Here is a 26,978-nt window from a genome sequence, read left to right as displayed (position 1 = left end):
AAGCCGCATCTAAAACATTAGGTGACGTGAAGCTGGAATAGAAGTTATAAATAAAGGCTAGTAGATTACTAGCGCTTCAAGCCAGATATTACTAGAGCTGCCAGTTAATTGGCTGCTTGCCCATCGTGTTTAACAGCTCATTGGTTTTAGAAAAGTGCTGGCAGCCAAAGAACCCACGATGCGCTGATAAAGGAGAAGGGTGTGGTGCGTGTAATACATGGTGACGTTGCTTGTCAATATTTTTACCTTTTTTCTGCGCGTGCGCGCCCCACAGTAAAAATATAATGCCCTCACCATGTTGGTTTAACTGCTCAATCACCACATCGGTAAAACGCTCCCAGCCTAACTTTTTATGTGAATGTGCTGCACCTTGTTCAACCGTTAATACCGTATTGAGTAGCAAAACACCTTGCTCTGCCCAAGGCAGTAAGTAGCCATGATCTGGAATGCTAAAACCGTTAATATCTTGCATTAACTCTTTATACATATTCGCCAGCGATGGGGGTGGCTTAACGCCCGGCAACACCGAAAAGCATAGACCATGCGCTTGATTAGGTCCGTGGTAAGGATCTTGTCCCAAAATAACAACCTTCACTTGCTTAAAAGGCGTCACCTCAAATGCACCAAACACTTGTGATTGTGGCGGATATACTGTTACACCTTCATCGCGACGCTGAGCCACATAGTTGAGTGTTTCTTGTAAGTAAGGTTGTTGTTTTTGCTGATTTAGTAAGTCTTGCCACGTTGTCATGGAGCTATCCTTTATTGTTGTTGATAGTGGGTGCGTGCGCGCTGCAATTTATCACACATGTCGGTTACCCCATCAAGGACCCGAGTGCTGAACCGATGCAGTAAATCGGCATCCACTTCAATAAATTGTTTGTGCTTCACTGCGGGGATCTCAGGCCAAGCTTGCCAATCAATAGTCGGCATCACTTTTTTACTTTTTTCAACTGGTAATACAATCACTTGAGGGTTGGTTTGCAATACATTTTCAATACTAATTTGTGGGTAGTCTGTGGCGTTATCGGCAAATGCGTTTTCGACAGCACACACGTCGAGCAATTGATGCACTACGGTATTATTATTAATCGTCATCATAGGTTCGGGCCACAATTGATAAAATACACGCAGTGACGCGCTATTTTTGTATTGTGTTTTTAGCGCCTGTAAGCGCGCTGTAAATTGCTCCGCGAGCCTTTTGGCTTGTTGATTTTGCCCTGTTAAGCGACCAAATAATCGCAGCTCGTCAGCTACTTTAGTAATATCTTTTGTATTACTATAAATAACTTTGATACCTAGCTTTTCAAGCTTATCTAAATCGGCTTTTTTATTACCTGATTGCCAAGCAATCACAAGATCAGGTTGCAGCGCAAGCACCCTTTCAAGCGCAATGCCATTGTGGCCACCAATACGCACAATGTCGCTCGCTTCTTGAGGGTAATCTGCATATTCAACAGTGCCTACAATACGCTCTCCAGCGCCAATGGCGAAAAGGTTTTCAACAATGTGTGGGGCTAGCGCAATGATACGTTGTGCTTCTTTTGCCTGAACAACACAACCAGCAAACAAGATACATATACAAGCAAAGTAACGAAATTGCATCAGTAATCAAAGCCCTCTAACGCTTTAACGCCCGCTTCAAAAGCATGTTTTACATTACGCACTTCACTGACGGTATCAGCCAGCTCTGTTAGCTTGCGATGAGCACCACGCCCGGTCACAATCACTGACTGCATTTTTGGCCTATTGGTCAGTGCATCCAATACTTCATCCAAGTCAATGTAATCATACGTCACCATGTAAGTCAGCTCGTCTAATAGAACGAGGTCTATGCTTTCATCAACAAGCCACGCCTTTGCTTGTTGCCAAGTTTGTTGTGCAGCTTGGGTATCTGTTTCACGATTTTGTGTTTCCCATGTAAAACCTGTTTTCATTACTGCAAAAGGGACACCTGCCTTTTCAAGTAAGTTACGCTCTCCACACTCCCACATACCTTTAATAAACTGTGCAACTACGGCATTTTGACCATGACCTACGCAACGAGCAACTGTACCAAAGCCTGAAGTAGACTTACCTTTGCCATTGCCGGTGATAACTTGAAAAATACCCTGAACTTTGTCAGCGGCTGCAACTTTGGCATCAACCTGATCTTTTACTTTTTGTTGCCTTTTTTGATGTTTTTCTTGGCTTTTATTATCGTGTGAATCGCTCATAGCTTCCTCATTCAATTTCATTATTTAACATTAAGGCGAGAATTTTATCCATATCAAGGTATTGCTCACAACTATCTGCCAAACGCTCTAGCTGCTGCTCTCGGTGGGTGACCAAATCAAACGCGGGCGCTTGCAAACGTCCATCGCTGGCCCAATCCAATATTGTTTTGGCCGCATCAGGGCTATCAAACAGACCATGTAAGTAAGTACCTGCTATTTGCCTATCTTCTGAAATAAAACCATCATGGCTTATACCATTTGGGTGCGCTGTAAAACGTATAAACGGATTGGCCAAAGCATCACCTTCACTTACCCCACAATGAATTTCATAGCCGCTAATAGCAATAGGTGTTTTGCCTAACAAACACTCTCCAGTTATTTGCGTTAGGGTTTTGCTGTGCATCAACGTGGTCGTAAAATCTGCTAAATTTAACCCTTGTATCTCTTTTTGACTCGACTCAATGCCGCTAGGGTCATAAATGGCTTTACCTAGCATTTGCAATCCACCACAAATGCCCAGCACTTTACCGCCAAAGCGCAAGTGCCGAATTATCTCGCCTTGCCAGCTCTCGTTTTGTATAAAAGCTAAATCACCAATCACATTTTTGCTACCAGGAATAATAATTAGATCAGTAGCTGCAATTTGCTCACCATGACGTACATAACGTAAATCTACATTTGGGTGTAAGCGTAAGCTATCAAAGTCAGTATGATTACTAATATGAGGCACTAATAGCACGCTGATAGATAGCATGCTATCAGTCACATGATTATCAAGCGTAACCGCATCTTCGGCATCAAGGTTTAATGAGTGCAAATACGGTAATACACCTACTACAGGCTTACCCGTGTATTGCTCTAACCAGTCTAAACCCGATTGCAGCAAGCTGATATCACCACGAAAACGGTTAATCACAAAACCTTTTACTAATGCCTGTTCTGCCTCACTTAGTAACGCCAACGTGCCAACCAAATGTGCAAATACGCCACCTTTATCAATATCGGCAATAATTATCACAGGGCAGTTCACTTCACACGCAAAGCCCATATTAGCAATGTCATTTTCACGCAAGTTAATTTCTGCAGGGCTGCCCGCCCCTTCAACTAACACAACCTCAAACTGACTTTCCAAGCGCTGATGAGATTGCAGCACCGCTTGCATCGCAACCTTTTTGTAATCATGGTATTTGGCCGCTTCCATATTACTGATGGAGCGACCATGAATGATCACTTGCGCGCCCGTATCACTGTTTGGTTTAAGCAAAATAGGATTAAAATCAGTGCTTAATTCAACCTTTGCCGCAATCGCTTGTAGTGCCTGTGCTCGACCGATTTCGCCACCACAGGGAGTAACCGCACTATTGAGTGCCATATTTTGCGGTTTAAACGGCGCAACATTCATACCTCTTCGTGCCAATACCCGACACAAGCCAGCAACTAAAGTACTTTTCCCCGCATCAGAGGTTGTGCCTTGCACCATAAGAGTTTTCAATTTAGTTCCCATTATTTTAATTTCAGTGGTAAACCTGCCATCATATTGCTCTACATTGATGGCGAGCTGCGCTTACGTAGCACCAACAGTAATAAGAAAAATACACTACCTACAGCAGCAGTAATAACACCAACAGGCAGTTCTTGGTTATCTAGCACTGAACGTGCAATGACATCAACCCAGATCATAAATAGGCCGCCACAGAAAGCGGTTGCGAGCAAGCCTGCGGTACTCGCTTGAGAGATAAAAAACCGCACTATGTGTGGTACCATTAACCCTACGAATCCCACACCACCACATATAGCAACGAGCACAGCCGTTAACAGCGAACTTAATAGCAACATGCCTAAACGTAGTTTGGTAACATGCACACCCAGCGTTGTTGCATTTTCATCTCCGAGTAATAATGCATTGAGTGTGCGACGAAAAAGTAGCATACAGGCAATACATAAACTGACAACCAAGGCAGGCAGCCATAACGTTTGCCAATCGGCCCGCGAAAAACTACCCAAGGTCCAAAATACAATCGCACTGATTGCTTGTGGGTCACTCCAATATAATAATAAGCTGGTACAAGCACTAAACAAAAACGACAACGCCACACCTGCTAACACCAAAGACTCTACTTGGTTGCTCATCTGTGTACGGGTGATAACAATGAGCGCAGTCATTGCCAGTAAACTACCAATAAATGCAGCGCCAGATAGCGCCAAACCGGCTTGAACCCCCGTTAATGTAAATAATACCACCACACCTAATGAGGCACCTGACGAGATCCCGAATAGATACGGATCGGCCAGAGGGTTTCGAGTAACGGTTTGCAAAATCAGGCCAGCCATAGCCAACCCACACCCTGCTAAAAAAGCCAAAATTGTACGAGGTAAACGCAACTCAACGATTACTTTTTGCTCAAGGTGACGACTATCGTATGATAATAAAGCCTGCCACACATCGAGTAAGTCTATCGAGATTGCACCTAAGCTCAAGGCCCCTATAAAGCTAACCAAAGTCAGTAATACAAAGGTGCAAAGTAATGCTAATCGACTCATTTTACATAACCATAATGGTAGCGAATATGAGGTACAACATTATGGATATCGCTTGCACTTTGCACCAAGCTTACATCTGCGCAAACACCAAATACATCACTAAGCAAATGAGAGGTAAGTACACTTTGAGGTTTACCCTGCGCTTTCAAACTGCCTTGGTGTAACACCAGTAAGCTATCTGAGATGGCACAAGCAAGGTTAAGATCATGAAAAGAAGCCAGCACACTCACGCCTAAAGATTTTGCCAATTCCATAATCTGAATTTGATACTTCACATCAAGATGGCTTGTAGGTTCATCCATTATTAATAGTTTAGGGCGTTGCACCATTGCTCTGGCAATCATTACTCGTTGCTTTTCTCCACCAGATAAAGAGCAAAACATTTGTGTGTTCTTATGTGTTAAGCCAACCTTTTCAAGTGCTGTATAAACGTAATTTTTATCGTCTTGGTCCATTGATGAAAACAAGGGTTTGTGTGGTGTTAACCCCATTGCAACCACATCAAATACCGCGAGATTAAACTGCTCAGGTACCTCTTGCAATACCACCGCAACTTGTTGAGCATAGGCTTGTCGAGAATAATCATCAATGGATTTATCAAGCAATTGAATAAAGCCATATGATGGCTTGGTATAGCGATAAATGCAGCGCAGCAAAGACGATTTACCCGCACCATTGGGACCTAATAATCCTATAAACTGACCCGTTTTTATATCAAAACTTATGTCATTGAGGATAGTGGATTGATTAACCTTCAGCCCTAGCTGCTTAACACTCAACATAGGAGGTGGTGAACTTGCTTGTATCATGCCTACCTTAAAACATCACTGAGGGCGCTAAGCACAAACAATACAGCCATCAAAAAGCGACCGCTATTTAAAAATAAATTGAATGTGACTCATAGTACGCCCGCTAAGAGTGTATCTACTGGTCTTGGTATCTGACTTGAGCCACCGAGGCGACTTTTACAGTTGCGGGGACAGTTGAGTATTTGCAACTCATTCCCAAGAATTACCAGCAAAGTAATCCGCTATTATGCTGTCTAGACGTCTAAAAAACAACTTTTTAGCACTATGTACTTCAGATTAACAGCGCTGCAAAGTCGCAACAACACTTTAAAGGAGGGCTTAATCATAGAGGGCTGAAACCGATTGCTGCCATATCACTCTTACATTAACGACGTTACCCGAAGCTGGACATAACGAACAAAGTACCAAGCTTGCTGTATATAAACCAGCAGAGAACAATCAAAAATGCGAGCCGTAGCTCGCATTCAATATTAATTAAAGCAGACTTATAAAATCTGGTTCTCTTTCCACGCTTGCTCTTTGGCTAAACGCTTTTTGCGTCTATCACAAGGGTCATCACAATCACACGCTTTTTCCACACCTGCAGCACCTAAACCACCACAACTACTGGCCATTGATTTTTTCTGTACAATAACACCTACCGCCATCGCAGTAACAATTAGAATAAGTAACCCAAAAGTAAGTAAAAACAGCGACATTGAACTGGCCCCTAATAAGATAAAAGTTGGCCCAGCGTTGCTGAGCCAGTGACGGTCTGTTACTTTGCTATTATAACCCGCTTATACGCCACTCACAAATAAGGTTTAAATGACTTACTTGCATAGGTGACTAAGCCATCAGATGATTTACTAATTAGATATACCGCCAGGTTATGCTTTTCAGCATAAACTTTAGCACGCTCTGTTCCCATTACTGTCAGCGCCGTAGCAAGACCATCCGCCGTCATGGCTGAAGGGTGCAATACCGTCACGGATACTAAGTCATGCTTGACAGGCATACCCGTAGCAGGGTCAATTAAATGGGTAAAAGTTTCCCCGTCCATTTCATAAAAAATACGGTAATCCCCTGATGTAGCAATACCATTGCTGCCTGGCTTTAATGCTTTATGTACTTGCCGCTGCCCCATTGGCGCATCGGGTTGCTCAATAGCAATAACCCATGGCTTATTATTTGGTTTAACCCCCGAAACTCGAAGCTCCCCACCAATTTCAACCATATAATTATCAATACCTAGCTGCTCTAACAATGATGCAACCTTGTCTATACCATAACCTTTTGCAGTCGCTGAAAAAGAAATCTCTAAGCCTGCTATTGTTTTCGCTAAACCTTGCTCATTAAGTACTAGCTTATCAACCCCAATGCGGCTACGCATATCATCAAGTTGAATTTGTGTTGGTCGCTGAGTTGGGCGTTTGTCAGGGCCAAATCCCCATAAATCGATAAGCGGTCCCATGGTCACATCAAGCGTTCCAGTAGATTTTCCTAGCCGAATTGATTCAGCAATCACCGCTCTAAAGTCGTCACTAATAACCATTATTTCATTGTTTGACAAGGCATTAAATTGGTTAATTTCAGAACCGTTTACCCATGGAGACATTGACTGATTCACTGCTATTAATGTGTCATCAATTTGCTTTTGTAGCTGCTCTTTCGTTAATTCAAGCTCAGGCGGATAAGCTTTAATATTGTAGGTTGTTCCCATTGTTTTTCCCGTGAGCACTAACGCCTGAGGGGAATTCTCATGATGATTATCACAACCAGTTAATACAAAAGTGGCCAAAATGATTATGGGTAAAAAAATACGTACCATCTTCCCTTCCTTAAATTCTTAAAATATGGCTATGTAACCCATACAAACTATTACCCTAATACTATATCAACTCAGTCATAGGTAATAAAAAACCCCAAAGCAAGCTTGCTTTGGGGTTTATATTTTATCTCAAAATTTTGTTTTGAGCATGCACGAAAGCCTAATTAGCCACCGAAGTCATCTAGTAAGATGTTTTCGTCTTCTACACCTAGGTCTTTGAGCAAATTAATTACAGCCGCGTTCATCATTGGAGGACCACACATGTAGAACTCACAATCTTCTGGTGCTTCATGATCTTTTAAATAATTCTCATAAAGTACATTATGGATGAAACCTGTATAACCTTCCCAGTTATCTTCTGGTTGTGGGTCTGACAATGCTGTGTGCCATACGAAGTTTTCATTCTCAGCCGCTAGGCCATCAAAGTCTTCAACGTAGAACATCTCACGTTTAGAGCGCGCACCATACCAAAAAGACATCTTACGTGAAGAGTTAAGACGTTTAAGCTGGTCAAAAATATGCGAACGCATCGGAGCCATACCTGCACCACCACCAACAAATACCATTTCTGCATCCGTGTCTTTAGCAAAGAACTCACCAAATGGACCTGAAATAGTTACTTTATCACCTTCTTTTAATGACCAAATGTACGAAGACATTTTACCACATGGTAGTGACAAATTATTTGGTGGCGGAGTGGCAATACGTACATTAAGCATGATAATGCCAAACTCTTCTGGATAGTTTGCCATTGAGTATGCACGAATGGTTTCTTCATCCACTTTAGACTCAAGATTAAAGAAGCCAAAGCGCTCCCAATCTGGACGATACTCATCAGGAACATCGAAGTCTGCATATTTAACGTGGTGTGCTGGCGCTTCAATTTGAATATAACCACCAGCACGAAATGGCACAGACTCACCATCAGGAATAGCTAGTTTTAGCTCCTTGATGAAAGTTGCCTTGTTATCATTAGAGATAACTTCACAGTCCCACTTCTTAACCCCGAAAATTGATTCTTCAAGTTCAATTTCCATGTCGTTCTTAACATTAACCTGACATGCTAAACGACAGCCTTCACGTGCCTCACCTTTAGAGATGTGGTCAAGTTCAGTTGGCAGAATATCACCGCCACCCTCTTTGATGTGAACGCGACACTGGCCACATGAGCCACCGCCACCACAGGCTGACGATACAAAGATACCAGCATCTGACAAAGCACCAAGTAACTTACTACCTGCAGAGGTAGTGATGCCTTTGTCAGTATCACCATTAATTCCAATTGTAATGTCACCGCTTGCTACTAGCTTAGATTTAGCGGCAATAATCACTAAAACTAAGACAACAACGATAGCAATGAACATCCCTACGCCTAAATATACCTCAAGCATGATTTTTCCTCGCTACCTTTACAGTGAAATACCAGAGAATGACATAAAGCCAAAGCCCATTAAACCTACAGTGATAAAGGTAATACCTAAACCACGTAGACCATCTGGCACGTCTGCATATTTCATTTTCTCACGGATACCAGCAAGCAATACGATTGCCAGCGCCCAACCCACTCCAGAACCAATACCAAATACCACTGACTCACCAAAGTTAAGATTACGCTCAACCATGAATGAAACCGCACCGAATATTGCACAGTTAACAGTAATAAGTGGTAAGAAGATGCCCAGTGCGTTGTAAAGTGCAGGGAAAAACTTGTCTAAAGCCATTTCTAGGATTTGTACAAGTGCTGCAATAACACCAATGAAAGTTAAAAAGCGTAAAAAGCTTAAATCAGCTTCAACAAAACCTAACCACTCCAGCGCTCCCGGTGCCAACACGGCATAATATACTAGGTTGTTAACTGGAACAGCCACACCCAATACAAAAATTACAGCAATACCTAGGCCTAGCGACGTAGTTACTTTCTTAGATACAGCAAGAAACGTACACATACCTAAGAAGAAAGATAAAGCTAAGTTTTCAACAAAAACCGCTTTAACGAATAAGCTAATATATTGTTCCATCTCTCTCCCCTTACGCCTTCGCTTCTACTTGGTCTTTCTTGTATATGCGAAGTATCCAAATAAAGATACCCACTAAGAAGAACGAGCTAAATGGCATAATTAGTAGACCCATTGGACGGTACCAGCCACCATCAGAAACAAGTGGTAAGATCTCAGCACCAAACAGAGTACCTGCGCCAAATAGTTCACGAACGAAACCAACCGTTAGTAGTACTACTGAGTAGCCTAAACCGTTACCAATCCCGTCTAAGAATGACATCGTTGGTGGTGACTTCATTGCATAGGCTTCAGCACGACCCATTACAATACAGTTGGTAATGATCAAACCTATGAACGTTGATAGCTCTTTAGCTGTTGAGTAAACAACCGCTTGTAGAACCTGATCAACAACAATTACCAATGACGCAATAATAGTCATCTGTACAATGATACGCACACTTGAAGGAATGTGATTACGGATCATTGAGATGAATAAGCTTGAAAATGCAGTTACCAATGTCAAAGCAATTGACATGATCAAAGCATTCTTAAGACTTGATGTTACCGCTAATGCAGAACAAATACCTAGTACCTGAAGGGCAATCGGGTTGTTCGCAAAAACAGGTCCAAACAAGACTTCTTTCATTTCTTTAGTATTAGCCATTAGTTCAATGCTCCTTTACGTACTTTCGCAAGGAATGGACCAAACCCTTTTTCGCTAGTCCAAAAATCAATGGTGTTATCTACACCGTTTGAAGTCAACGTAGCCCCAGATAAGCCATCAATTTTATGCTCATTGTTGCCAGCTGTACCCTTAACGATATCGATTGGAAGTTGTTTACCTTCCCACGTTGCAGTCCACTTAGGGTTCTCGATTTCACCACCTAAGCCAGCAGTTTCTTTGTGCTTAAAGAACTGAATCGCTTTAATGGTTTGACCATCTTCGTCCATTGCTAGGAAACCAAACATGATACCCCAAAGACCATAACCTTGAATTGGTAGAATAACTGTTGAAACATCACTACCGTCACCTTTAACAAGGTAAACAGGAGAGTTATAAGTCATGCGCTGAATACCAGCTAAGTCATTCTCTTTTTCAAGCGCAAAGCTACGCTCTGCGTCGTATTTGGTACTTTCAAAATCAAATGAAAGTGGGTCAACATCAACAAACTCACCGGTTTTCATGTCGATAACACGAGATTCAATATTCGCTTTAAACGTTTCTTCAACGTTTTCTATATCTTTGAAACCTGCAGCAGTGAGAATATTACGTTGAACATCTTTAATTTTGTTAGCTTGCTGAAGTGGGCGAAGTTGTACTGACGCAAAAGATACAACAATCGCGCATACCAAACAAAGGCCAACAACAACGCCTAACGTTTTGCCTATAGATTCATTGTTACTAGACACGTGCTAATCTCCTCTTAACATTAGACTGCACAACAAAGTGGTCAAATAGTGGAGCAAATAGATTAGCGAATAGAATTGCTAACATCATACCTTCTGGATATGCCGGGTTAACCACACGGATTAATACCACCATAATGCCAATTAGCGCACCGTATGCAAACTTCCCTTTATTAGTGAAAGACGCCGATACCGGGTCTGTCGCCATAAAGAACATACCAAATGCAAATCCACCCAACACTAAGTGCCAGTACCAAGGCATTGCAAAAGCAGCGTTAGTATCAGAACCTAATGCATTAAATAAGCTTGCCATCGCAACCATACCGAGGAATACACCCAGTACGATACGCCAAGAAGCAATACGCACATACATTAAGAAAAAACCACCTAAAATCAGTGCTAGCGTTGAAGTTTCACCCATAGAGCCCTGAATGAAACCGTAAAAAGCATCCCACCAAAGAACCATGTTGTTAAAATCTAACGCACCTTGAGCTACTTGCCCTAAATATGTTGCACCAGAGAACGAATCTACTGCTGTCCATACTGTGTCACCTGAAATATCTGCAGGGTAGGCAAAGAACAAAAATGCACGACCAGCAAGTGCAGGATTTAAGAAATTACGGCCAGTGCCACCAAATACTTCTTTTGCAACAACAACACCAAAGGTAATACCCAGCGCTGCTTGCCAAAGCGGAATCGTTGATGGAAGAATCAATGAAAATAGCACCGATGTCACAAAGAAACCTTCGTTTACTTCATGTTTACGAATTGATGCAAATAAAACTTCCCAGAAACCACCGACTAAAAAGACAGTTCCATAAATAGGTAAGTAAAAACATGCACCATAGAACATCTTAGCGCCCCAACCAGCTTCGGCAGTTAATTCGCCACCCAGCGCTTGGAAAATCGCAACTTGCCATGTATTGGCAATTTCAAAACCGTTACCAAGTGCCATTGCAGCTTGGTGACCAATGTTGAACATACCAAAAAACATTGCAGGGAATGTTGCCATCCACACTAAAATCATAATACGTTTTAAGTCGATATTATCACGTACGTGCGTTGCACCTTTATTTACATAACCTGGTGTGTAAAAAACGGTTGCAACTGCTTCATACAATGCATACCACTTTTCATGTTTACCACCTGCTTCAAAGTGAGGTTCAATGTCTTCTAAAAATTTCTTTAAGGCCATTTTAACCCTCCTTCTCGATAGTAGTAAGGCAATCGCGAAGGATTGAACCGTACTCATACTTGCCAGGGCATACGAAAGTACATAGCGCTAAATCTTCTTCATCTAGCTCTAATGCGCCCAATGTGATTGCACTATCCAAATCACCTGATATTAAATCTCGTAATAATGGCGTTGGTAAGATATCGAGTGGCATAACACGTTCATAGTTACCAATTGGCACCATGGCACGATTAGACCCACCCGTCGACGTTGTCATTTTAAATAAACGACTTGGCGCTAAATGTGAAATAAACGTACGTGTTACTGAAAATTTGTCACTACCTGGTGCTATCCAGCCGAATAGCTCTTTTTCACGACCTTCAAGTAATACTGACACTTGAACATGGTGACGACCTAGGAAAGCGTGAGGGCCGGTTGCTGTTTTACCAGCTAACACAGAGCCAGAAATGACTCGGTTATCACCGTCTTCAAGCTCACCTGCCACTAAATCAGTTAGCGAGGCACCTAATTGAGTTTTAACTAAGCGAGGGTTTTTAACACGAGGACCTGCCAAAGCAACAACTCGCTCAGCGTTAATTTCACCAGTTAAAAATAGCTGACCGAAAGCAATCACATCTTGATAACCTAAATGCCATACCTGCTTATTGGCAGATACAGGGTCAAGGTGATGAATGTGAGTACCCACTAAGCCTGCAGGGTGAAGACCGTCAAATTCATGCACCTCAACTTGTGAAAGTGATGAACTTGGCACCTTGCTACTTGCATGCTTACAAACAAACACTTTACCATCAGTTAAACGAGATACTACCGCAAGACCAGCTTCAAATGCTTCCACATTTTCAGCAATAATCACAGCAGGATCCGCAGCTAACGGGTTAGTATCGATTGCAGTCACAAAAATAGAACTAGGTGTGGCATCGATTGCAGCTACTTTGCTAAAAGGACGTGCTCTTAGCGCAGGCCATTGACCTGAATCAACAAGCACTTTTATCACTTTATCACGCTCTACACTGCTTAAATCAGCAGCAGAGAACTTGTCAAAAGTGATTTGCTCATTGCCTTGCACTTCAATCACAACGGATTGTAGTACACGCTTAGCACCACGGTTAATTTCTTTAACTACACCAGCAGCTGGTGCAGTAAACTTGACGCCAGGGTTCTTTTTATCTTCAAAAAGAACTTGGCCTTTTTTGACTTGGTCATCCACACGAACATGCATGGTTGGACGCATACCAATAAACTCTTCGCCAAGCACAGCAACTCGTTTGACGGCAGAACCATCATGAATCACTTGCTGAGGCGCGCCCTCTATAGGTAAATCCAGACCTTTTTTTATGTTGATCATAGGCACTTGCATTACATTAACGGAAAGAAATTGAAAAATCTTTAGTTACCACGACGCTGGTTGCCTTATATTTATTCAGTATCAAAGAGCCACTTGAACGAATATCGAACAAGCATCGTAGTTGTGTTCTCACATATTTCTGTAATTTTAACATTAATCACCCAGACTATGCGAGTGGAAATACAAAATTTATATGCCTTTCATTGGCTTTATATCGAGCATTGACAGCAGTATAGACTAAAGTAGAGCAATAGAAAGTCCGTCCAGTTCAGCATTGTTGCACTTTCAACGCACAATTTTGATTATTCAAATAACGCCAGTGTCCTTATTAGAACCTGCTCTACCCTATGTTTTATTACTCCTTAATACTGTGAGCGACTTTAACATGCTCTATCTAAAGCTTAAATCACACGTCTCTCTGTTATTTTTCATGTTCTCATTCAATAGGAAATCTACGTCTAAATTAAATGTATAAACAATTCACTTAACTATTTTGGATAAGAGTATTGAACTAAATAACTCACGTTGCTTATCATCCAATAAAGTTATTTCGTTTAACACCAACTCGCTTTTATTCAGCAATAGTTTTATTAGGCAAGCTCTCTTATCCAAAGTTGAGGTTATTTACCACTTTATGAGTGAATTAAACCGTAATAAATTTTTTAGGCTGCCACCCTAATTGCCCCACGGCTTTATTACTACTAAATACTTGTTGCAAACTATAGCCTTCTGTCCATGTTCCATAGTGTTTAATCCACTTCGCCAACGCGTACTCTTCAATTTTTTTTGCGCTTCGCTGCGCCAATAATTTATTTATGGGCGCCTTATGCTCTGCAGAGCCTATGTATTCATCACCACTTTGACCCCTCTCAAACACAAGCCTGTATAATTGCGCTAAGTTTTTTCTTTCTACCAAAGGCCATGTCTGAACCGCACCTCTAGGTAAAGTTGGGTGTCCGCAGCGTTCAATTTCCCATGATAGAATTGGAGGTAAATAATACGTTTTTTCACATACTACATTTGCTGGACTAACAACTCGCAAATCTATATTTTTGCACTTTGAAAGAAAGTCGATACTTTCCAGCATCCATTGGTAGTCTAACAATGAATTTTTAGGGGTTAGCTCTGTTATAACTTGTTCATGGCTACCGTAAGTCCAGCACCCTGAGGTATAAAGCAAAATAAGTGGGGTTGAACGGTTCGCTGCATGTTTTGCAATCACTTGCATAAATTTATAATCCACGTCTCCCATATGCTCATCAAAAGTGCAAGCTGTGTGTATCAGCGCATCACATTGAGCTAATTCCTCTAACCAAGTAGATGCTTTAATTAACGAGCCCAAAATTGGTTCAGCTCCCATGCTTTTAGCCTTGTTGGCGCTATCGGCACTTCTGCAAAGCACTTTTACACAATAACCATGACATAACAGCTCTTCAACAACCGCACTGCCTATGTTGCCGGTTCCACCTGTTATAATAACTGATTTCGTATCGTTCATAAGTAACCTCGTTGCTTTTCATAATTGTTACAACAACATAACGGGCTATGATAGCTGTTGCTATAGCCGTTACTAAAGGTCAAAGTTTATGTAGATAAATGAATATAAAACGTCGATTTTAATTGCGATAAGCTATTTTTTATGGGTTTTCCGATATTGAATAGGAGTCATATGATGGAACTGGCGGAAATTACGGATTAATACATCATCTGATTGAAAGCCGCATGAAGCAGCGATGAGCTTTAGCGGATCATTAGATGAAATAAGTAAATTTGCTGCAACTAAACACCGCCACTGACGTAAAAAAATTAACGGTGGCAGGCCAGTTGTTCGCTTGAAGCGATTAGTCAACGACGATTTAGAAAGTGCCGCTACTTTTGCAAGCTCTTCAACACTCCAATCTTTGTTTAAATTGCTTTGTATAGCAAGCATCACCGATGCTAAAAACCTATCTTGTAATGCTGTTAACCATCCTAAATCAAATACCTTAGCATCTAGGCCTCGTAGTACTTCTATTAATAACAACTCTAACCACCGAGTTCTTGCCAAATGTCCACCAGGTGTAGAGCACTTATTCTCTTCGTAAAGACAAGATACTATTACTTCTAACTTACTACTTACGGGCACTTCAATAACCAAAATTTCAGGTAATGCTCCACCGAGTTGCGTGCAGGGCCGATATTGCAAAGGTAAAAATGTAAAACTACCACACATAACAGAGCAAGATTCACCTTGACCACCAATCACCATATTTTCGATATCTGCTCGGGGTTTTCCTAAAAACAACTGCTCAATACTTTGGCACGCCACGGCTGACTCACTCATTATTTTATGTGCACTACCATAGGGCAATAAAAGTAACTGACCTGCGCTCAACTGAACTGCTTCCCCACTAGATAATTCAACCACGCACTGGCCTTTTTTTATAAAGCTAAAACAGCAGCTCGATTGTTGCTGTTCTTCTATACCCCATGGTGCTTTTAGTTTTACATGAGAAAACACCTCACATTTAGGTTTAAGGTGAGAAATAAACAAGCTTAATGGGTCAGCCATTTCCATCTGATAATACTCCGTAACAATAAAGCTTAGGTATTCCTATTTAACTTAAGCTTTGGATAAGGTTATTTACTACGTCAAAACCCTTATCCCAACCTTAATGCAGATCGTTTAAAAGATCCTGACCTTCGTCAGGAAGACTATAGACATATGCTGGGTCACTGCCCTCTTCCTAATTAGTCGCATGGTTGAGCCTATTTCGTCATTGTGAACTTGTTTCAAAACCTCATTACTTTAAACAAGTGGCATTTTATTCAAACCTGAGGTTATTTATTATCAAGCATACCGTGTTAGCAACAAAAAACTGAACAGCTAGATAAAAATTGATGTAGTTAGGGCATATTTATGATATCGCAGCAAAATACTTTTTTAAAATAGAGAGATAAGGTAGCCAGCTAGGCTTTTATTGTAAAAAATCGACCATCTTTAATCTAGCAAAATGAGCACTCTAAGTGCTCATATCACCTTTATAATAAATTATTGATAGCGAGGTTAGGGTTAACCTCAAGCTCATAATCTATCTCATCGATGCCAAATCCAAACAAGCGTAAGAATTCGTTGTGATAACCTACGTAATCAGTTAGCTCATCAATGGTTTCAGTTTTGACGTTATCCCAAACTTGCTGCACACGTGCTTGAACATCATCTTCGAGTTCTTTGTAATTTTGAAACAGGTGACCACCGTCATCAAAACGCGGGGTTTCACCATAGAGGTTTTCACGAAACAAACCATTAATTTGTTCAATTGTCCCCTCATAAGTGCCATCAGCTTTCATCACTTTAAACAATGCTGAGATGTATAAAGGCATGATTGGAATCGCCGAACTGGCCTGAGTCACAACAGCATTAAGAGAAGAAACATACGCTTGACCATTTAAAGCAGCTGTAGATTCTTTAATTGCAACGGTTGCACGGTCTAAGTCTTCTTTCGCTTTACCTATAGTTGCATGGCCGTAAATGGGCCAAGTAAGCTCTTTTCCAATATATGTATAAGCGGTTGTTTTAAAGTTATCAGCAAGCACACCAGCTTGCTTAAGCGCATCAATCCAAAGCTCCCAATCTTCACCACCCATCACTTTAACAGTATTGGCAATTTCATCTTCATTGGCCGCTTCTACTGTTATTTCATCAATTTCGCGTTTTGACGTATTTAAGTTTTTGGTTGTCACAGCATTGCCAATTGGCTTTAGCGTTGAAGAAAAAACTTCACCCGTTTTTGGGTCTGTTCGACGCGGAGAGGCCAAGCTATAGATCACTAAATCTACTTTGCCCATTTCTGACTTAATAGCCTCCACCGTCTTTGCTTTTATTGCATCAGAAAATGCATCACCATTAATATTTTTTGACCATAAACCAGCGTCATCAGCGGCTTGCTGAAAAGCCGCAGTATTATACCAACCTGCTGATGCAGTTTTACGTTCTGTGCCTTCTTTTTCAAAAAAGATGCCTAGTGTTTTCGCCCCAGAACCAAACGCAGCAGTAATACGAGAAGCCAAGCCATAGCCCGTTGAAGCACCGATAACCAATACATTTTTAGGGCCCTTAGCAACTGGGCCTTGTGCTTTAACGAAGGCTATTTGCTCTTGCACGTGCGCGGCACAACCAGCTGGGTGTGCATTAGTGCAAATAAAACCACGAATTTTTGGTTTAATGACCATAATAAATCCTATAATTTTTCAAAAACTGTCATAGTTTAATGGTTGATCAGACAAATACAGGTCTGATCAGCTAGTTATCTAACTTAGATCCACCCAAACAATTAGGCGAATCTGGAGTTTGCCCTGCCTTTTCACTATATTCTTCAGGCGTGTAGGCATGAATTGACAAAGCATGAATGTGATTCGTCAACTCATCTTTTAATATTTCATTCACCTTGCGGTGTCGCTGTAATAAACGCTTACCGATGAACTCCTCACTGACGACCACAACTTTAAAGTGAGAGTCTTCGCCGCGAGAATGCATATGGCTTTCATTTACCACATTGAGGTGTTTACAGCGAATTGCTGCAGCTAATTTTTCATGAATTTGCGCTTGCATCGACATGCTAACCCCTTATTTTAAATTTACTTATGGTCGCCACTATACGCTTTTGTGCGCACTTGACCAACCGTTCTAAAAGTTAAATTAATTCGCCCACCCATCACCTTTGTTTGTACAGGTAAAGCATGTTGATAATATCGCTGACTATTGCCATTCATTACCAAGCAACTACCACTTTCAAGTAATATATCTTGCTGCTCAGCAGTGACTTTATGTTTAATTTTAAATTTACGAGCAGCGCCAAGAGAAATGGAAACAATACAAGGTGCTGGCCCAAGCTCCATTTCATCATCGCTGTGCCAGCCCATTCTATCTTGACCGTCTCGATACCAATTAACCAATAATGCATTGAATGAATACCCATAACTTTTTTGCAACCGCTTACGCATCGCCAATAAAGGTGCGGGCCAAGGATTGTTATCTAGTGTTTTGTTTGAATAGCTATAAGCGACATCAGTATCAGCAATAAAACATTGTTTACGTGGTATTAAATGCGACTTCCCATACACCTGAATGCGCGGTTGCTGCCAATCTAATCGCGAACATAGGTACTCATAAAGTGCAATACTTTTAGATAAACTCATTACCTGAGGGTAATAATCAAAACCAGGAGGTAAGAGCGGTTCAGGCTGGCGTGATGTCATGATACTATTGACCTATTCTAAACATGTTACACAATACATATGACAACTGATGCGTTATTAGGTGGCCACGACCTTACTTTACACCGTTTTCCTTTAGAGCAAAAAAACCGAAGCCTGCAAGCATGGGATGCGGCCGACGAATACCTCATCAATTATGTGCTCGAACATCATAACCAAGCTCAGCGCATTTTGGTACTCAATGACAACTTTGGTGCTTTAACATGCGCTTTAAAAGTCATGTCCGTGAGTGAACGACACATAACTAATGTTAATGATTCATATGTTTCTCATCAAGCATGTGAGTATAATTTGGCAAATAACCAAATTAATGATAGCGCAGTGACTTACTTAGATAGTCTAAGTGAATATCCGCATAATATTGATTTGATATTAATCAAAATACCAAAAAATGCAGGCTTTTTAGCGCACCAATTGGCGTTACTTAGCAGCCTCACAAGTGAGACCAAAGTCATTGCAAGCGGTAAAGTAAAAGAGATCCATTCCTCTACGCTCAAAAGCTTTAACCACTTTTTAAGTGAGCCAACAACCAGTTTAGCGGTAAAAAAAGCACGTCTTATTTTTAGCAAAACAACGGCAAAGCCAGTAGCAAGCAAATTCCCTGTCTCTTGGCCGCTTGAAAAAACCGAATTTACTTTAACTAATCATGCCAATGTATTTTCTCGTGATTCATTAGATATTGGCGCACGCTTTTTTATGAACTACCTGCCACAGGGCAAAAAGCCGTTCAAAGTAATAGACTTGGGGTGTGGTAATGGTGTGATTGGATTAATAAGTTTAGATAAAATGCCCAATGCACAGGTTACCTTTGTTGATGAGTCAGCAATGGCCGTCGCCAGTGCGAAAGAGAATATCACCCTAAATTTACCTGACGCACTAGAACGCTGTCATTTTGTACAAAACGACTGCCTTAGCGACTTCACCGCAGATTCAGCTGATTTAGTGTTATGTAACCCTCCATTTCACCAAGCACAAGCAATAACCGATCACATTGCATGGCAAATGTTTGTACAAGCTAAACAGGTGCTGAAAAAAGGAGGAGAGCTTAGGATTATAGGTAACCGCCATCTTGATTACCAAGATAAGCTCAATCGCTTATTTGGTAACTGCAAAGTCATTGGTAATAATAAAAAATTTACTGTTTTGAGTTCAATGCTAAGAGGTTAAACAATGAAGTTATTGACCACATTATTTATCGTTTTACTTACGGGTTGTGCAAGCGCACCCAAATCTGTCATTCTTAGCCCTATTTACTCTGCGGGGAAAATCAGTCAATTCAACGTGCCAATTCAACTGAACGTTGAAGACAATCGAGTGAGCAATTTTACAATTCGAGTATTAGATCAAGAGCCTGCACTTTATTTACCTGATGCAGCACTGCCTAAAACTATTGGAGCGACACTACGCCAAGCATTACAAACTAATGGCGCAAAAATTAACACCGCGGCGCGTAGCCAAGTTATTTTACATATCAACGAGTTTACAGCCCAAGTCACTGAATCACTCACAAAACACCAAAGTCATGCTCAAGCAAAATTTAGCGTGGAAATTATTCAAGAAACACGACGCTTTGAGAAAAGTTATAGTGCTAAAGCGCAACTCAATGGGCCACTAAAACATGAACAAGCTAAAGTTGAAGGGCAACTTAATGACTTGACTGAAATGCTGATCACTCGCATTGTGTCAGATAAAGAATTAGTTAAATTTTTACAAGGATCATAATGAAAAATATCATTGTTTTTTTATCGTGCTTATTGTTTTCAGTATCGGGCTTTACAGCTAACAAAGACGGTCGTTTTATCCAAAAAGACAACCTTTTCCCAAGGGTAAAAATGGTCACCAGTCTTGGTGATATCATCATCGAGCTTGATCGTTCACGTGCGCCACTAACAGCAAATAACTTCCTGACTTATGTGATAAACGGCGATTACAAAGGCACTGTTTTTCATCGAGTAGAAAGAGACGAAGCCAATGAAACGGATTTTGTGATCCAAGGTGGGGGTTACGACAAAGAGTATGACGGCATGTTTGAACGCGAGCCCATTTTTAATGAAAGTGGTAACGGTTTGAAAAATGATATGTACTCGGTAGCCATGGCCTACCAAGACAACAAGCCTCACTCTGGCACCCGTCAATTCTTTTTTAATATGAATGACAATGACCATTTAAACCCTGGACGAAATTGGGGTTTTGCAGTATTTGGTAATGTTGTTGAAGGGTATGAAACTTTAGATAAAATAATGCAAGTCGAAACCGGCTATAACGGCAAATTAGGCTATACCTTTATCCCTAAAACACCTGTGATTATTTTTGATGTCAGCATGTTAGAGCCACAACCTTTATAACCTCCAAGGAAGTTTATGATCCTCAAGGCAAGTTTACGCGAATATCTGGGATATTATAAAGATAAACGCTTAGTCACTATTTTTATGTTGGGGATCAGCAGTGGCTTCCCGTGGGTACTCATTGGTTCAGTTATGTCGGCTTGGTTAAAAGATGAAGGTCTGAGCCGCAGTATGATTGGCCTGTTTGGTATTGTATTTGCAGCCTACACTATAAACTTTTTATGGTCGCCACTACTTGATCGAATCAAGCTCCCAATCATTGGTAAGTTGCTTGGACAAAGGCGTAGCTGGATAGCCTTATGTCAAGTAATTACTGCTGGAGCAGCATTATCGATGTCGACCATTATTCTCAAAGAGCAACTATTTTTAGCGGCTCTACTGTGCTTTCTTATCGCAATTGCATCAGCCACTCATGATATTGCGATAGATGCATTTCGTATTGACTCTTTACCAGAAGAAGAAAGTGAAAAGGCTACAGCAGCAGCAGCTATGGCAACCTCAGGGTGGTGGACCGGCTACGCTTTACTAGGCGCAATGCCTTTCTTTTTAGCTGATTTACCTAATTTTGATTGGCCTTACATATATATTATTCTAGCTGGCATTATGTTGGCACTTTTAGTGGTGACATTAATAGCAAGAGAACCAGAGTCTAACAGAGAAGTCGTACAAGCACAGCTTGAACAAGACTATCAAAACAAACTTGCTAACTTAGCACCTGGTAAAATCAACCAATTGAGTGCATGGCTAGCCGTTACACTGTTCGAGCCTTTTAGAAGCTTTTTCAGAAAAAATGGCGTAAAAACCGCACTAGCATTATTAGCTTTTGTGTTTTTATTCAAAATAGGCGAATCCTTTTTAGCCCGTATGTCTATTGTTTTTTATAAGGAGATTGGTTTTAGTAACAGTCAAATTGCACAATACTCTAAGTTGGGCACGGGCGTTATTACCATTATATTTGCCTTCTTAGGCAGCATATTTAACCACCGCTATGGCATCGTCAAAGGTTTATTTGTCAGTGGGGTTGCTATGGCTGCATCTAATTTGATGTTTTCATGGATTGCGATTGCAGGACCAAAAGAATCTCTCTATGCCATTGCTATTATTGTTGATGGCTTTACGCAGGCTTGGTCACTCGTTGCCATGGTTGCTTTCATCTCTATGTTGTGTGATAGAGCGTTTAGTGCAACCCACTACGCATTACTGGCTTCTTTAAGTAGTTTAGGCCGTACGGTATTATCTAGTTACAGTGGCGTGGTGATAGATGATTGGTTTGCAGGCAACTGGGCATTGTTTTTTGCTCTAACTGCTGTAATGGTTATTCCATCTTTGGCTTTTTTATTCCTGATCCGCCATAAACTTTATGCGATTGAAGATGCATATCATGGTAGAAATAACTAGGCGATGTCTAGATATGTTACTAAAGGGTTATATAAAGTGCTTTGGAGGTAATATCTAGGTGCAAATCCCTGCACCTTACTGTATCAAAGAGCTTTACTAATCATCTTTTAGCAAGTGAAGTCCCTCATATGGGTCAACCTCAAGTGCTTCACAGTAGCGTAAAAACTCAATCACATCTAAACGACGCTCTTGGTTTTCAATTTTTCCAATAAAAGAATGCGGAGTACCCAAAACCTGTGCAAGGCTGCGCATTGTATGGCCTTTCTCGTGGCGCTTAGATTTGAGCCATTTTGTTAGCTTACCGTTTTCTTCAGAAGAAACCGTTTTTCCCATCATATTATACATCTCCTACTAGATGATTTTAATAAAAAATTTCAAATGAAATGTGCCCGTCTCATTTGAAATACTATATTGTATAGCATAACAACAGAGTGAATAACTCGCTTTGTCCCTATGTACCCAATTAGGTATAGACTATAATTCTTTTAACACCTAATTAAAACTTTATATATTTAAAAATTTTTATCGCAGTGATAAAGCCCCATAACTTTAACAAATATTTTATAAAATGTACCACTTTTAATAATAAATTATTTTTCTTTAAAAGTTATGTACTTATGTCTAACATTAACAGATCAACACTAATCTAGGCTGAATATATATGATCAGATTGCTATTTTTATTACCAATTTTACTGTGCTTTGCTTGGTATTGCTTTTTACGCACTAATGGAGTGCCCATCAAAAAAGGAAAAAAAGGTTTCTTATATATTTTGGCATTCAGTACTTTTGTACTAGGTTTCTTTGCACTAATGATTCAAGTCACTCATCAGGCATAAAAAAAGCCACTGTAATAAGTGGCTTTATTCATAAATCAATGCCCTAAACGCTAAAGCTAGCGCCACAGCCACAGGTTGTTGTCGCATTGGGGTTATTCACAAAAAAGCGAGCACCTTCTAAACCCTCGGTATAATCAACCACACCATCTAGGAGGTATTGAATGCTCATTGGGTCAACCACCATGGTCACACCATTTTTTACAATCTCTAAATCGCCCGGATTCGCTTTTTCATCAAACGTAAAACCATATTGGAAACCAGAGCAACCACCACCAGTTACATAAACACGCAACTTTAGCTCCGGGTTTTCTTCTTCCTCGATGAGTTCTTTTACTCGATTTGCTGCTGCATCACTAAATTGAATAGGTAACTGTTCAGACATTATCACTCGACCCTTGTACATTTTATAGCACGATTATCTAATACCCGAGTATTTTAATCAAGTATAGATATTTACCAATGCTACGCTCTAGTTAAACAAAAAACAGAATTAATTATTTACTTAGCAAGGACGCTATGACATTTTTTTGATAAACTTAAGTCCTTATTATGACTTGGAATTCAAACATGTCGCTGGATACTTTAAGGCGTCGACTTGCCAAACCAAAAACGTCCGTTCAATTATGCCTGTTGGGCGTTGTTGCGGGATTATTGGCTGCAATTTTGATTATCCTCTTTCGCCTTACTATCGTACATGTACAAGGGTTGTTTTTACAAACCTCCGAGGATTTCTCTACCCTAGCTGAATATCAACGCGTTATTTTGCCTGTGCTGGGCGCTCTACTGATTGCCGTATTCGCAGATTTAACCGGCTTTAAACACTACCGTTTAGGGATCCCCTTTGTCATTCACCGAATTAAACACCACTACGGGAAAATGCCAATTTGGAATAGTGCAAATCAGTTTTTTGGCGGTGCAGTTGCATTAGTCTGTGGCTTTTCTGTTGGTCGAGAAGGGCCTTCTGTGCATATGGGCGCAACTGGGGCAAGCATTTTAGCTCATCGCCTTCACTTACCGCTTAACTCAGCCAGAACATTGGCCGGTTGTGGTGTAGCAGCAGGTATTGCTGCTTCATTTAACACACCACTTGCCGCTGTTATTTTTGTTATGGAAGTTGTACTTAGAGAGTATAAAATCCACATTTTTGTACCAATCATGCTTGCTGCGGTCACCGGTGCCCTTGCCACACAATTTGTCTTTGGTCATGACAGCGAACTTGCCCTAATAAGTATTACACCGTTAAGTTTCTGGCACTATCCATATCTTATCCTATGCGGTGCAGTGTTAGGCGCTGTCGCCTTTGGTTTTAATCAAAACTTAATGCTTATTATAAAAACCTTTAAGTCGGTCAATATGTTCCCCCGGTTAATGTTAGCTGGACTCATTGCAGGTCTCATTGGCTACATGGTCCCCGAAGCGATGGGATCAGGTATGAGCGCTATTCGTCTTGCGGTAGACTCACCTGAAAATATGCAGTTACTTACAACCGTGTTAATTGCAAAATTATTAGCCACCTTGTTTGCAATTGGGTTAGGTATTCCAGGTGGGCTCATTGGCCCAGTCATAGGTTTAGGAGTTGTTATGGGCACCCTCATGTCATTCTTTGCACAATTTATTACTCCAGGATTAGATGTCAGTGGTACTTATGGTGTCCTTGGAATGGCCGGCTTACTGGCAGCAACACTGCATGCACCTCTTGCTGCTTTAACGGCAGTGATGGAATTAACATCAAACCCTCAAATCATTGTTCCTGCTATGCTGGTTATCTCTGCAGCTTACATTACAGCCCTGCAAGTGTTTGGCAATCGCTCTATTTTCTTACAACAATTAGATTTTCAAGGCCTTCCCTATCAAGTATCCCCTGCGAGTGAAGCACTACAAAAGGTCGGCATAATGGAAGAAATGGATGAAAACTTTAAATTACTTTATTCAAGTGATAAAGAACAAATAAAAGAAACTCTAGCTGCAGTGAACAGCCAAACACCTCTGATTGTACATGACAAAGACAATGGTTATCGACTCGCTGAATATGATTTGAGCTTAATGAGCGATCAAAGCATGACGATTTCTTATATCCCTTTGCAAGGGCTCAGTAGCCAAGCCACGCTTTCAGATGCTTTTGATATTTTAAAGGACAAACGAAGCGGTGCTGTGTATGTTTACAGCCAAAAAGATGATCAACAAATTATGGGCCTACTTAGGTGGGATCAAATTCGCCATATTTTAACTATTCGTAACAGCTTACTTTAACGAGGACATAATGAGCGCACTACTGATTTATAAAGCACTGCATATCTTTTTTATGATTGCCTGGTTTGCTGGGATTTTTTATCTACCCCGCCTGTTTGTTTATCATGCAATGACTGAAGAAAAACCCTGCAGTGCCATGCTAAAAATTATGGAGCGACGCCTTCTGTTTTTTGTCACTCCCTTTGCATTATTTACACTGGTATTTGGCGTACTCACCATTTATGAGTACGGCAGAGAATGGTTTCGCCATAGTATGTGGCTTCACTATAAATTAACTTTGGTAATTATCCTGTACGCATATCATGGCTACTGCTTTAAGTTACTCAATGACTTTAAGCACGACCGTAATACAAAAAGCCACCGCTTTTACCGATTTTTTAATGAGTTCCCAGTCATACTTTTATTAGTCATAGTAATGCTCGCAACACTCAAACCTAATCTATAACTATGTTATGATAGCGCGCCAAATAACCGCGATGTTTTGTGCGCGTTACTAAGGTTGGGTTACCCATTGAGCGTGACCCATTGTTAAGTTGTGATTAGGAACCGCCTCATGTTAAGTTTCCAAGGTGAAAACATTCTTTCTGTCAACCAACTAGACAGAGAAGCAATAGAGCATATTTTTGCCGTTGCCAAAAAAATGGAGCCCTATGCAAAAAAGCACAAACGAACTCGTGTGCTCGAAGGAGCTATCCTAGCAAATTTATTTTTTGAACCCAGCACACGTACCCGAGTTAGCTTTGGAACGGCATTTAACCTATTAGGTGGCATAGTGCGAGAGACCACAGGCATGCAAAGCTCTGCGCTGGCAAAAGGCGAGTCTTTGTATGATACTGCTCGGGTAATTTCTGCCTATGCTGATGCAGTTGCTATGCGTCATCCTGATGCGGGGTCTGTTAGTGAATTTGCTACAGGCTCAGATGTACCCGTTATTAATGGCGGTGATGGACCAAATGAGCACCCCACTCAAGCTTTGTTAGACCTATTGACCATAGAGCGTGAACTTGCTCGTTTTAAGCAAGACATCGATGGTATGCACATTGCCCTTGTTGGTGACTTAAAATATGGCCGAACAGTGCATTCTCTTTCAAAATTGCTATGTCATTACAAGAATATTCGTTTTAGCATGGTCGCGCCAGATGGCTTACAAATGCCAGATTACATTTTGGACAGCGTTAGTAATGCAGGTCATAAAATTGAACTGGTCTCACAAATGGAAGGTAATCTAGCTGCCGATATTGTTTACCAAACCCGTATTCAAGAAGAGCGCTTTCCATCACAAGAAGAAGCAAACAAATATCGCGGTGGCTTTCGGATAAGCCAAGCCATTTATAACGCCCACTGTAAGCCTAGTTCAGTATTAATGCACCCATTGCCTAGAGACAGCCGTCTTGATGCCAATGAATTAGACAACGATTTAAATAACAACGATAACCTAGCCATATTCCGCCAAGTCCAAAACGGCGTACTTATTCGTATGGCATTGTTTGCATTGACTCTAGGAGTCGAAAACCAAGTTGAAAAGTACGACGCTGATGTACCTTGGTTTAGCCGCAAACGAAACAGTTAAT

At 40.9% G+C, this 26,978-nt stretch carries 28 protein-coding genes and 1 riboswitch; of the genes, 7 read left to right on the top strand and 21 right to left on the bottom strand.

Features of this window, described 5'->3' with window-relative positions; genetic code table 11:
- Positions 1-91 precede the first annotated feature (91 nt).
- The 19 genes from ung to OCI93_RS01845 all read right to left on the bottom strand — a co-directional run bounded on the left by ung (position 92) and on the right by OCI93_RS01845 (position 18,558).
- Positions 92-751 (bottom strand): uracil-DNA glycosylase, encoded by a 660-nt coding sequence (ung, locus tag OCI93_RS01935; RefSeq protein ID WP_261625640.1) that lies wholly within the window; start codon positions 749-751, stop codon positions 92-94.
- Between the two features lie 11 nt (positions 752-762).
- A complete protein-coding gene (locus tag OCI93_RS01930) occupies positions 763-1,605 on the bottom strand; it encodes a cobalamin-binding protein (protein WP_261625639.1) in 843 nt (280 codons plus the stop codon).
- A complete protein-coding gene (cobO, locus tag OCI93_RS01925) occupies positions 1,605-2,216 on the bottom strand; it encodes a cob(I)yrinic acid a,c-diamide adenosyltransferase (RefSeq protein WP_261591710.1) in 612 nt (203 codons plus the stop codon). Before cobO ends, OCI93_RS01930 begins: the two co-directional genes overlap by 1 nt.
- A 7-nt stretch (positions 2,217-2,223) precedes the next feature.
- Positions 2,224-3,708, bottom strand: a complete 1,485-nt coding sequence (locus tag OCI93_RS01920; RefSeq protein ID WP_261625638.1) for a cobyric acid synthase — start codon at positions 3,706-3,708, stop codon at positions 2,224-2,226.
- Between the two features lie 50 nt (positions 3,709-3,758).
- Complete coding sequence (locus tag OCI93_RS01915) at positions 3,759-4,757, bottom strand: FecCD family ABC transporter permease (protein WP_261591708.1); 999 nt, start codon at positions 4,755-4,757, stop codon at positions 3,759-3,761.
- Complete coding sequence (locus OCI93_RS01910; protein WP_261591707.1) at positions 4,754-5,566, bottom strand: ABC transporter ATP-binding protein; 813 nt, start codon at positions 5,564-5,566, stop codon at positions 4,754-4,756. The genes OCI93_RS01915 and OCI93_RS01910 overlap by 4 nt, the downstream gene beginning before the upstream one ends.
- A 109-nt stretch (positions 5,567-5,675) precedes the next feature.
- Positions 5,676-5,818: riboswitch (cobalamin riboswitch) on the bottom strand.
- Between the two features lie 233 nt (positions 5,819-6,051).
- On the bottom strand, positions 6,052-6,264 hold the full coding sequence (gene nqrM / locus OCI93_RS01905; protein WP_261591706.1) for a (Na+)-NQR maturation NqrM: 213 nt from the start codon (positions 6,262-6,264) through the stop codon (positions 6,052-6,054).
- A gap of 92 nt (positions 6,265-6,356) precedes the next feature.
- Positions 6,357-7,376 carry an FAD:protein FMN transferase gene (locus OCI93_RS01900; protein ID WP_261625637.1) on the bottom strand — a complete coding sequence of 340 codons (1,020 nt, stop codon included), beginning with the start codon at positions 7,374-7,376 and terminating at the stop codon, positions 6,357-6,359.
- Positions 7,377-7,540: 164 nt separating this feature from the next.
- The gene (gene nqrF / locus OCI93_RS01895; RefSeq protein ID WP_261591704.1) at positions 7,541-8,767 is read right to left on the bottom strand and encodes an NADH:ubiquinone reductase (Na(+)-transporting) subunit F; all 1,227 of its coding nucleotides are present in this window, start codon (positions 8,765-8,767) and stop codon (positions 7,541-7,543) included.
- 18 nt (positions 8,768-8,785) lie between these two features.
- Entirely contained in the window at positions 8,786-9,394 is a 609-nt protein-coding gene (gene nqrE / locus OCI93_RS01890) for an NADH:ubiquinone reductase (Na(+)-transporting) subunit E (protein ID WP_261591703.1), read from the bottom strand.
- A gap of 10 nt (positions 9,395-9,404) precedes the next feature.
- Positions 9,405-10,037, bottom strand: a complete 633-nt coding sequence (locus tag OCI93_RS01885; protein ID WP_261625636.1) for an NADH:ubiquinone reductase (Na(+)-transporting) subunit D — start codon at positions 10,035-10,037, stop codon at positions 9,405-9,407.
- Positions 10,037-10,783, bottom strand: coding sequence for a Na(+)-translocating NADH-quinone reductase subunit C (locus OCI93_RS01880; RefSeq protein ID WP_261591701.1), 747 nt, complete (start codon positions 10,781-10,783; stop codon positions 10,037-10,039). Before OCI93_RS01880 ends, OCI93_RS01885 begins: the two co-directional genes overlap by 1 nt.
- Positions 10,776-11,975, bottom strand: coding sequence for an NADH:ubiquinone reductase (Na(+)-transporting) subunit B (locus tag OCI93_RS01875; protein WP_261591700.1), 1,200 nt, complete (start codon positions 11,973-11,975; stop codon positions 10,776-10,778). Before OCI93_RS01875 ends, OCI93_RS01880 begins: the two co-directional genes overlap by 8 nt.
- A gap of 1 nt (position 11,976) precedes the next feature.
- Positions 11,977-13,320 carry a Na(+)-translocating NADH-quinone reductase subunit A gene (locus OCI93_RS01870; protein ID WP_261591699.1) on the bottom strand — a complete coding sequence of 448 codons (1,344 nt, stop codon included), beginning with the start codon at positions 13,318-13,320 and terminating at the stop codon, positions 11,977-11,979.
- Positions 13,321-13,963: 643 nt separating this feature from the next.
- Entirely contained in the window at positions 13,964-14,818 is an 855-nt protein-coding gene (locus OCI93_RS01865; protein ID WP_261625635.1) for an NAD-dependent epimerase/dehydratase family protein, read from the bottom strand.
- A gap of 132 nt (positions 14,819-14,950) precedes the next feature.
- The gene (locus OCI93_RS01860) at positions 14,951-15,877 is read right to left on the bottom strand and encodes an AraC family transcriptional regulator (RefSeq protein ID WP_261625634.1); all 927 of its coding nucleotides are present in this window, start codon (positions 15,875-15,877) and stop codon (positions 14,951-14,953) included.
- Positions 15,878-16,341: 464 nt separating this feature from the next.
- Positions 16,342-17,532 carry an enoyl-ACP reductase FabV gene (gene fabV / locus OCI93_RS01855; RefSeq protein ID WP_261591696.1) on the bottom strand — a complete coding sequence of 397 codons (1,191 nt, stop codon included), beginning with the start codon at positions 17,530-17,532 and terminating at the stop codon, positions 16,342-16,344.
- A 70-nt stretch (positions 17,533-17,602) separates the two neighbouring features.
- Positions 17,603-17,917 carry a BolA family protein gene (locus OCI93_RS01850; protein WP_261591695.1) on the bottom strand — a complete coding sequence of 105 codons (315 nt, stop codon included), beginning with the start codon at positions 17,915-17,917 and terminating at the stop codon, positions 17,603-17,605.
- 20 nt (positions 17,918-17,937) lie between these two features.
- Complete coding sequence (locus tag OCI93_RS01845; protein ID WP_261625633.1) at positions 17,938-18,558, bottom strand: alpha-ketoglutarate-dependent dioxygenase AlkB family protein; 621 nt, start codon at positions 18,556-18,558, stop codon at positions 17,938-17,940.
- Between the two features lie 39 nt (positions 18,559-18,597).
- Between OCI93_RS01845 and OCI93_RS01840 the strand changes: the two genes are divergently transcribed.
- The 4 genes from OCI93_RS01840 to OCI93_RS01825 are packed head-to-tail and all read left to right on the top strand — an operon-like array spanning position 18,598 to position 22,319.
- The gene (locus OCI93_RS01840) at positions 18,598-19,743 is read left to right on the top strand and encodes a methyltransferase (RefSeq protein ID WP_261625632.1); all 1,146 of its coding nucleotides are present in this window, start codon (positions 18,598-18,600) and stop codon (positions 19,741-19,743) included.
- 3 nt (positions 19,744-19,746) lie between these two features.
- Complete coding sequence (locus tag OCI93_RS01835) at positions 19,747-20,298, top strand: YajG family lipoprotein (protein ID WP_261591692.1); 552 nt, start codon at positions 19,747-19,749, stop codon at positions 20,296-20,298.
- Positions 20,298-20,921 (top strand): peptidylprolyl isomerase, encoded by a 624-nt coding sequence (locus tag OCI93_RS01830; RefSeq protein WP_261591691.1) that lies wholly within the window; start codon positions 20,298-20,300, stop codon positions 20,919-20,921. Before OCI93_RS01835 ends, OCI93_RS01830 begins: the two co-directional genes overlap by 1 nt.
- Positions 20,922-20,936: 15 nt before the next feature.
- A complete protein-coding gene (locus tag OCI93_RS01825) occupies positions 20,937-22,319 on the top strand; it encodes an AmpG family muropeptide MFS transporter (protein WP_261591690.1) in 1,383 nt (460 codons plus the stop codon).
- Between the two features lie 96 nt (positions 22,320-22,415).
- Here OCI93_RS01825 and OCI93_RS01820 read toward each other — a convergent pair whose 3' ends face one another.
- Both OCI93_RS01820 and erpA read right to left on the bottom strand, forming a co-directional pair.
- On the bottom strand, positions 22,416-22,655 hold the full coding sequence (locus tag OCI93_RS01820; RefSeq protein WP_261591689.1) for a helix-turn-helix domain-containing protein: 240 nt from the start codon (positions 22,653-22,655) through the stop codon (positions 22,416-22,418).
- A 545-nt stretch (positions 22,656-23,200) separates the two neighbouring features.
- Positions 23,201-23,539, bottom strand: coding sequence for an iron-sulfur cluster insertion protein ErpA (gene erpA, locus OCI93_RS01815; RefSeq protein WP_261591687.1), 339 nt, complete (start codon positions 23,537-23,539; stop codon positions 23,201-23,203).
- A gap of 185 nt (positions 23,540-23,724) precedes the next feature.
- On the opposite strand from erpA, the gene OCI93_RS01810 reads away from it, so the two are divergent.
- From OCI93_RS01810 to OCI93_RS01800, 3 genes are all read left to right on the top strand, one after another.
- The gene (locus tag OCI93_RS01810; protein WP_261591856.1) at positions 23,725-25,407 is read left to right on the top strand and encodes a chloride channel protein; all 1,683 of its coding nucleotides are present in this window, start codon (positions 23,725-23,727) and stop codon (positions 25,405-25,407) included.
- A 10-nt stretch (positions 25,408-25,417) separates the two neighbouring features.
- Positions 25,418-25,852 carry a CopD family protein gene (locus OCI93_RS01805; protein WP_261591686.1) on the top strand — a complete coding sequence of 145 codons (435 nt, stop codon included), beginning with the start codon at positions 25,418-25,420 and terminating at the stop codon, positions 25,850-25,852.
- A gap of 108 nt (positions 25,853-25,960) precedes the next feature.
- Positions 25,961-26,977 carry an aspartate carbamoyltransferase gene (locus tag OCI93_RS01800; protein WP_261591684.1) on the top strand — a complete coding sequence of 339 codons (1,017 nt, stop codon included), beginning with the start codon at positions 25,961-25,963 and terminating at the stop codon, positions 26,975-26,977.
- Position 26,978 lies beyond the last annotated feature (1 nt).

The organism is Pseudoalteromonas holothuriae (genome assembly GCF_945859825.1).
GTDB lineage: Bacteria > Pseudomonadota > Gammaproteobacteria > Enterobacterales > Alteromonadaceae > Pseudoalteromonas > Pseudoalteromonas holothuriae.
This window is presented reverse-complemented; position numbering and strand designations above follow the sequence as displayed.

What these genes read in the sequence shown, in the direction of transcription:
- ung (WP_261625640.1), bottom strand. Translation starts at nt 751, where the DNA reads ATGACAACGTGGCAAGACTTACTAAATCAGCAAAAACAACAACCTTAC.
- OCI93_RS01930 (WP_261625639.1), bottom strand. Translation starts at nt 1,605, where the DNA reads ATGCAATTTCGTTACTTTGCTTGTATATGTATCTTGTTTGCTGGTTGT.
- cobO (WP_261591710.1), bottom strand. Translation starts at nt 2,216, where the DNA reads ATGAGCGATTCACACGATAATAAAAGCCAAGAAAAACATCAAAAAAGG.
- OCI93_RS01915 (WP_261591708.1), bottom strand. Translation starts at nt 4,757, where the DNA reads ATGAGTCGATTAGCATTACTTTGCACCTTTGTATTACTGACTTTGGTT.
- OCI93_RS01910 (WP_261591707.1), bottom strand. Translation starts at nt 5,566, where the DNA reads ATGATACAAGCAAGTTCACCACCTCCTATGTTGAGTGTTAAGCAGCTA.
- nqrM (WP_261591706.1), bottom strand. Translation starts at nt 6,264, where the DNA reads ATGTCGCTGTTTTTACTTACTTTTGGGTTACTTATTCTAATTGTTACT.
- OCI93_RS01900 (WP_261625637.1), bottom strand. Translation starts at nt 7,376, where the DNA reads ATGGTACGTATTTTTTTACCCATAATCATTTTGGCCACTTTTGTATTA.
- nqrF (WP_261591704.1), bottom strand. Translation starts at nt 8,767, where the DNA reads ATGCTTGAGGTATATTTAGGCGTAGGGATGTTCATTGCTATCGTTGTT.
- nqrE (WP_261591703.1), bottom strand. Translation starts at nt 9,394, where the DNA reads ATGGAACAATATATTAGCTTATTCGTTAAAGCGGTTTTTGTTGAAAAC.
- OCI93_RS01885 (WP_261625636.1), bottom strand. Translation starts at nt 10,037, where the DNA reads ATGGCTAATACTAAAGAAATGAAAGAAGTCTTGTTTGGACCTGTTTTT.
- OCI93_RS01875 (WP_261591700.1), bottom strand. Translation starts at nt 11,975, where the DNA reads ATGGCCTTAAAGAAATTTTTAGAAGACATTGAACCTCACTTTGAAGCA.
- OCI93_RS01870 (WP_261591699.1), bottom strand. Translation starts at nt 13,320, where the DNA reads ATGATCAACATAAAAAAAGGTCTGGATTTACCTATAGAGGGCGCGCCT.
- OCI93_RS01865 (WP_261625635.1), bottom strand. Translation starts at nt 14,818, where the DNA reads ATGAACGATACGAAATCAGTTATTATAACAGGTGGAACCGGCAACATA.
- OCI93_RS01860 (WP_261625634.1), bottom strand. Translation starts at nt 15,877, where the DNA reads ATGGAAATGGCTGACCCATTAAGCTTGTTTATTTCTCACCTTAAACCT.
- fabV (WP_261591696.1), bottom strand. Translation starts at nt 17,532, where the DNA reads ATGGTCATTAAACCAAAAATTCGTGGTTTTATTTGCACTAATGCACAC.
- OCI93_RS01850 (WP_261591695.1), bottom strand. Translation starts at nt 17,917, where the DNA reads ATGTCGATGCAAGCGCAAATTCATGAAAAATTAGCTGCAGCAATTCGC.
- OCI93_RS01845 (WP_261625633.1), bottom strand. Translation starts at nt 18,558, where the DNA reads ATGACATCACGCCAGCCTGAACCGCTCTTACCTCCTGGTTTTGATTAT.
- OCI93_RS01840 (WP_261625632.1), top strand. Translation starts at nt 18,598, where the DNA reads ATGACAACTGATGCGTTATTAGGTGGCCACGACCTTACTTTACACCGT.
- OCI93_RS01835 (WP_261591692.1), top strand. Translation starts at nt 19,747, where the DNA reads ATGAAGTTATTGACCACATTATTTATCGTTTTACTTACGGGTTGTGCA.
- OCI93_RS01830 (WP_261591691.1), top strand. Translation starts at nt 20,298, where the DNA reads ATGAAAAATATCATTGTTTTTTTATCGTGCTTATTGTTTTCAGTATCG.
- OCI93_RS01825 (WP_261591690.1), top strand. Translation starts at nt 20,937, where the DNA reads ATGATCCTCAAGGCAAGTTTACGCGAATATCTGGGATATTATAAAGAT.
- OCI93_RS01820 (WP_261591689.1), bottom strand. Translation starts at nt 22,655, where the DNA reads ATGATGGGAAAAACGGTTTCTTCTGAAGAAAACGGTAAGCTAACAAAA.
- erpA (WP_261591687.1), bottom strand. Translation starts at nt 23,539, where the DNA reads ATGTCTGAACAGTTACCTATTCAATTTAGTGATGCAGCAGCAAATCGA.
- OCI93_RS01810 (WP_261591856.1), top strand. Translation starts at nt 23,725, where the DNA reads ATGTCGCTGGATACTTTAAGGCGTCGACTTGCCAAACCAAAAACGTCC.
- OCI93_RS01805 (WP_261591686.1), top strand. Translation starts at nt 25,418, where the DNA reads ATGAGCGCACTACTGATTTATAAAGCACTGCATATCTTTTTTATGATT.
- OCI93_RS01800 (WP_261591684.1), top strand. Translation starts at nt 25,961, where the DNA reads ATGTTAAGTTTCCAAGGTGAAAACATTCTTTCTGTCAACCAACTAGAC.